Source organism: Aeromicrobium sp., from assembly GCF_050700635.1.
Taxonomy (GTDB): domain Bacteria; phylum Actinomycetota; class Actinomycetes; order Propionibacteriales; family Nocardioidaceae; genus Aeromicrobium.
Map to the genome: position 1 here is coordinate 1 of NZ_JBOHDT010000196.1, position 4,309 is coordinate 4,309.

The window sequence follows — 4,309 nt, forward strand, 5'->3', positions numbered from 1 at the left end:
CCTCGTCCTGGACCTTCGCCATCAGGACGGCCTTGCGGCGCAGCGACGGTGCGCTCGTCAGCCAAGCGCCCTCGGGCTGCATGCCGATGATCTCCGAGTGCCCGTGCTGCGCGATCTGGCGCACGAGCGTGCGGCGGTAGCCGTCGGGCATCCAGTCGCGCGGCTCGATGCGTGAGCCGTGCTCGATGGTCTCGTCGAAGTGCTGCTGCAGCTCATCCATGCGTACCCCCAAACCGAATGATCGTTCGGTTCGAGTGTAACGCAGCGGTCAGGTGCGGATGCCGTCGAGCACCATCGACGTGATCTGGTCGGCGAGGGCGGCCGGCGAGCTGTCGCGACCCGGCCGGTACCACTCGATGATCGAGTTCACGATGCCGAACATCAGGTGCGCCGTCGTGCGCGCATCGACGTCTGACCGCACGTCGCCCTCGTCGATCGCCTCCTGCACGAGCCTGGCCACGGCACGGTCGAAGCGTCGGCGCTGGTCGAGGGCCCACCGCTCCGTCTTGGTGTTGCCGTGCACGCGAAGCAGGAGCGTGACGTAGGGGAGCCGGTCGGCGAGGATCTCGACGTCGCGCCGCACCAGGTGCTGCAGTCGGTCGACGGCGCGACCCGTCGTCACGTCGTCGGCGTCGAGGCTGGCAAGCAGCGGGTCGAGGGCCCGCTCGAGCGCGAGCCTCAGGAGCTGTTCCTTGCCTTCGACGTGGTGGTAGATCGACGACTTCGACAACCCGGACGCCCGCGAGAGGTGCTCCATGCTCGTGCCGTCATACCCGCGCTCGGTGAACACCTCGGCGGCGACGGCGAGCACGGACTCCTGGTCGTACCGGGGCCGCGGCTTACCCGACGGCAACATGCGCGAGCGGGGTACCGAGACCATGCGCCGATCATGGCACGACCACCGTTGGCGGGATCAGACGTCCGACGTCAGCCGCCGCTTGTCGCTGGCGGCCGCACGGAGCCCCAGGGCGCCGAACACCACCGCGGAGATCACCAGTGTCAACTCGTCGCGGAACCATCCGTCCACCTGGTAGACGGACTTGACCGCGATGTCGAGCATGTTCATCAGGATGAACGACAGTGGCACCGCGACCAGGCCGCCGATGACACGGACCCACACGGGGGCGCGACCCAGCAGGAGAGCGACGCCGGTGCCGGACGCGACGAGGAACGTCACCATGCCCGTGGTCCAGAGAATGCCCACGATGAGAGCCTCCGTACCGGCGCCGCCAGTGGCGACGATCGCCACCATCTTGAGCAACCACGAGGCCCCGCAGGCGAGTGACGATGCGATGAAGACCTTCTTGAGAATGTTCATACCTTGACGCTAGGCACGTGGCCGGCTGAGCACATCGCCCTCGCGACTCGACCTGGACTCGTCCGAAAGGCGCAGGTTCGCCGAGGAACGCTCTGTCGCAAGGCCGATGTGCCCACGCGCTTCTCCGACTAGATTCTTGTCGTGTGACGGATGTGTCCGCGGGTGGACTCCCGCCCTGGATGGCTCAGCGTCGGCCCGCCGGCTGGACCCGGCTGGACGCCGCCCTCGCCGTGGCCTTCCTGGTCCTCCTGGTCACGGAGGTCGTGGTGAATCCCGACATGACCCCGCACGTCCCCTTGATCATCTTGTCCGTGGTGATCGCGGTGCCGATCGCCTGGCGTTCGACGTACCCGGGAACGGTTGCCGTCGTCGTCGCCGCCGCCCACCTGGGCGAGACCCTGGTCGCCACCGGCACGTTCGCGCCGCAGCTGTCGGTCGTGCCCTTGCTCGTCGTCCTGTACACGGCGGGAAGCCGCACGCGGGGACTGACCGCGGTCGCCGTGGGCGTGGCCACCTTGGCGCTGACCGTCGGATCATGGTTGGCGACCGAGGAGGGCGACGGCGACGACTTCTGGCCGTGGATGCTCTGGGCCGGCGCATGGGCCAGCGGCACGTTCGTCCGTCGCAAGAGCGACGCTGCTTCCCACCACGCGAGCCGCGCGGCGCAGCTCGAGATCGAGGCCGCGGAGAGCGCCCAGCGGGAACGAGACCGGATCGCCCGCGAGCTACACGACGTCGTTGCGCATTCGGTGTCGGTGATGGTCGTGCAGGCGGGCGCTGAGCGTCTGCGCCTGGGAAGCGACGCCGGCCCGACCAGTGCCGTGTTCGAGGCGATCGAGGAAACCGGCCGACTGGCCCTGGCTGAGCTGCGCACCATGCTCGGTGTCCTGCGGGATCAGCCCGGCGATGTCGTGCGAGCGCCTCTGCCCGGGCTCGCGGACATCCCCACACTGGTCGATCGGGTTCGTGACGCGGGGCTTCCGGTCGAGCTGGTGATGTCGGAATCCGGCTTCGCCGGCGACAACGGCGCCACCGGACTCGCGGCGTATCGCATCATCCAGGAGGCGCTCACCAACGTCGTCCGCCACGCTGGACCAGTGCCGACGCGGGTCGTGGTGGACCAGGAGGCATCCCGCATCCTCGTCACCGTGGAGGACGAGGGAACGGTCGTGTCGAGTGACGGTCCGGTGCGTGGGCGGGGACTGATCGGGATGCGTGAACGCTCCACCGCGCTCGGTGGAGAATTCGACGCCGGACCGACGCCTGCGGGCGGGTTCCGTGTGCGGGCGGCACTGCCGTTCGGAACCGATGCGGTCGTCCGATGACGGCACACAGCATCCGGATCCTGGTCGCCGAGGACCAGCAGCTGGTTCGCGACGGCATCGTGACCATGCTGGGCGTCCGCGATGACTTCTCGGTCGTGGCCCAGGCAGGCGACGGCGCCGATGCGGTCGCCGAGGCGCTCCGGACACGGCCGGACGTCGCGCTGATCGACATTCGGATGCCGGTGCTCGACGGCATCGAGGCGACACGTCGCATCATCGCCGAGCTGCCCGAGACCAGGGTGCTGATGCTGACGACGTTCGGCTCCGACGAGTACGTCTTCTCGGCCCTCGCTGCGGGAGCCAGTGGCTTCCTGCTCAAAGACGTCCGGGCCGAGGCACTGCTCGAGGCCGTGGCGGCCGTGGCTCATGGCGAGGGATGGCTCGACCCGTCGGTCACGGCAGCAGTCGTCGACCACTTCCGGAGTCATGCGGGCTCCCGCAGTACTGATGCCGCGGTCGACGACCTCACCGACCGCGAGCTGGAGGTGCTGATGCACCTGGCTCGCGGCCGGAGCAACGCGGAGATCGCCGAGGCGCTCGTGGTGGCACCCGGCACCGTCAAGACCCACGTCGCGTCGGTCCTGGCCAAGCTCGGTGTCCGGGACCGCGTGCAGGCCGTGATCGCGGCGTACGAGTCTGGCCTCGTACGTCCCTGAGAAGCTCGGAGATGAACGTGTACTCCGCGATGGTCGGTCCGTCGTTCGTCTTGAAGACTCCGAAGCAGCCTTCAGCCGCGCCTTCAAACGCACGATCGGCACGTCCCCCGGCGCCGCCCGCCGTCAGCGCCCGACACCCTGCCCCTCGCCACTGCCTGACGCCATGCGCTGGCGGGCCGGGAGCCCACACCCGACGGATGACAACTTCTGCGTCAGCGCCGCGTCGCGGTGAACAGCAGGAACTCCCATCATGGCTCGACCATCTCGCTGCGCCGGCCTCGTCGCGTCACGCCGCGAGTGCCGCACCGATCACGTCGAAGGCGTCATGCAGCAGGTCGTCGTCGATGGAAAGCGGCGGGAGGAAGCGCAGCACGTTGCCGTACGAGCCACAGGTCAGGACGATGACGCCCTGCTGGTGGACCTGGGCGGCCACGGCGCGCGCCAGGTCGGCGTCGGGTTCGAGCGTGTCGGGTCGGACCAGCTCGATCGCCTGCATCGCACCCCGGCCGCGCACGTCACCGATGCGGGGATCGTCGTTCTGGAGCCGGGTGAGTCGGTCGGTGACGAGGAGGCTGATGTCGCGTGCCCGCTCGACCAGTCCGTCCTCCTCGATCGTCTCGATCGCTGCCAGCGCGGCAGCGCACGCCACCGGGTTGCCTCCGTACGTGCCGCCGAGGCCGGCGGCGTGCGGCGCGTCCATGATCTCGGCGCGACCGGTCACGGCTGACAACGGCAGACCTCCCGCGATGCCCTTGGCGGTGGCGATGAGATCCGGGACGACGCCTTCGTGGTCGCACGCGAACAGATCACCGGTGCGCGCGAACCCGGTCTGCACCTCGTCAGCCACGAACACCACGTCATTCGTGTGGCACCAGCTCGCCAACGCGGGCAGGAAGCCCGGCGCCGGCTCGATGAACCCGCCCTCGCCGGCGATCGGCTCGATGACCAGCGCGGCGAGATTGTCTGCGCCGACCTGTCCCTCGATGCGGTCGATGGCGCGTTCGGCGGCG

Annotated in this window: 6 protein-coding genes; 2 read left to right on the forward strand and 4 right to left on the reverse strand. The window is 69.1% G+C overall.

Going from position 1 to position 4,309, the window contains the following annotated elements; all coding sequences use genetic code 11:
- The 3 genes from ACRDPN_RS15290 to ACRDPN_RS15300 form a co-directional block, all read right to left on the reverse strand.
- Positions 1-220, reverse strand: a 220-nt coding sequence (locus tag ACRDPN_RS15290) for a Phenylacetic acid catabolic protein (protein ID WP_431449540.1), incomplete at its 3' end; no start/stop codon positions are given.
- A 48-nt stretch (positions 221-268) separates the two neighbouring features.
- Positions 269-880 carry a TetR/AcrR family transcriptional regulator gene (locus ACRDPN_RS15295; RefSeq protein ID WP_431449541.1) on the reverse strand — a complete coding sequence of 204 codons (612 nt, stop codon included), beginning with the start codon at positions 878-880 and terminating at the stop codon, positions 269-271.
- A gap of 33 nt (positions 881-913) precedes the next feature.
- On the reverse strand, positions 914-1,318 hold the full coding sequence (locus tag ACRDPN_RS15300; RefSeq protein WP_431449542.1) for a hypothetical protein: 405 nt from the start codon (positions 1,316-1,318) through the stop codon (positions 914-916).
- Between the two features lie 143 nt (positions 1,319-1,461).
- Between ACRDPN_RS15300 and ACRDPN_RS15305 the strand changes: the two genes are divergently transcribed.
- Together ACRDPN_RS15305 and ACRDPN_RS15310 are read left to right on the forward strand one after the other, a co-directional pair.
- Positions 1,462-2,643, forward strand: a complete 1,182-nt coding sequence (locus ACRDPN_RS15305; protein WP_431449543.1) for a sensor histidine kinase — start codon at positions 1,462-1,464, stop codon at positions 2,641-2,643.
- Positions 2,640-3,299 carry a response regulator transcription factor gene (locus tag ACRDPN_RS15310; protein ID WP_431449544.1) on the forward strand — a complete coding sequence of 220 codons (660 nt, stop codon included), beginning with the start codon at positions 2,640-2,642 and terminating at the stop codon, positions 3,297-3,299. The genes ACRDPN_RS15305 and ACRDPN_RS15310 overlap by 4 nt, the downstream gene beginning before the upstream one ends.
- 286 nt (positions 3,300-3,585) lie before the next feature.
- On the opposite strand, the gene ACRDPN_RS15315 is transcribed toward ACRDPN_RS15310, so the two are convergent.
- On the reverse strand, positions 3,586-4,309 hold a 724-nt coding region (locus tag ACRDPN_RS15315), incomplete at its 5' end, for an aminotransferase class III-fold pyridoxal phosphate-dependent enzyme (RefSeq protein WP_431449545.1).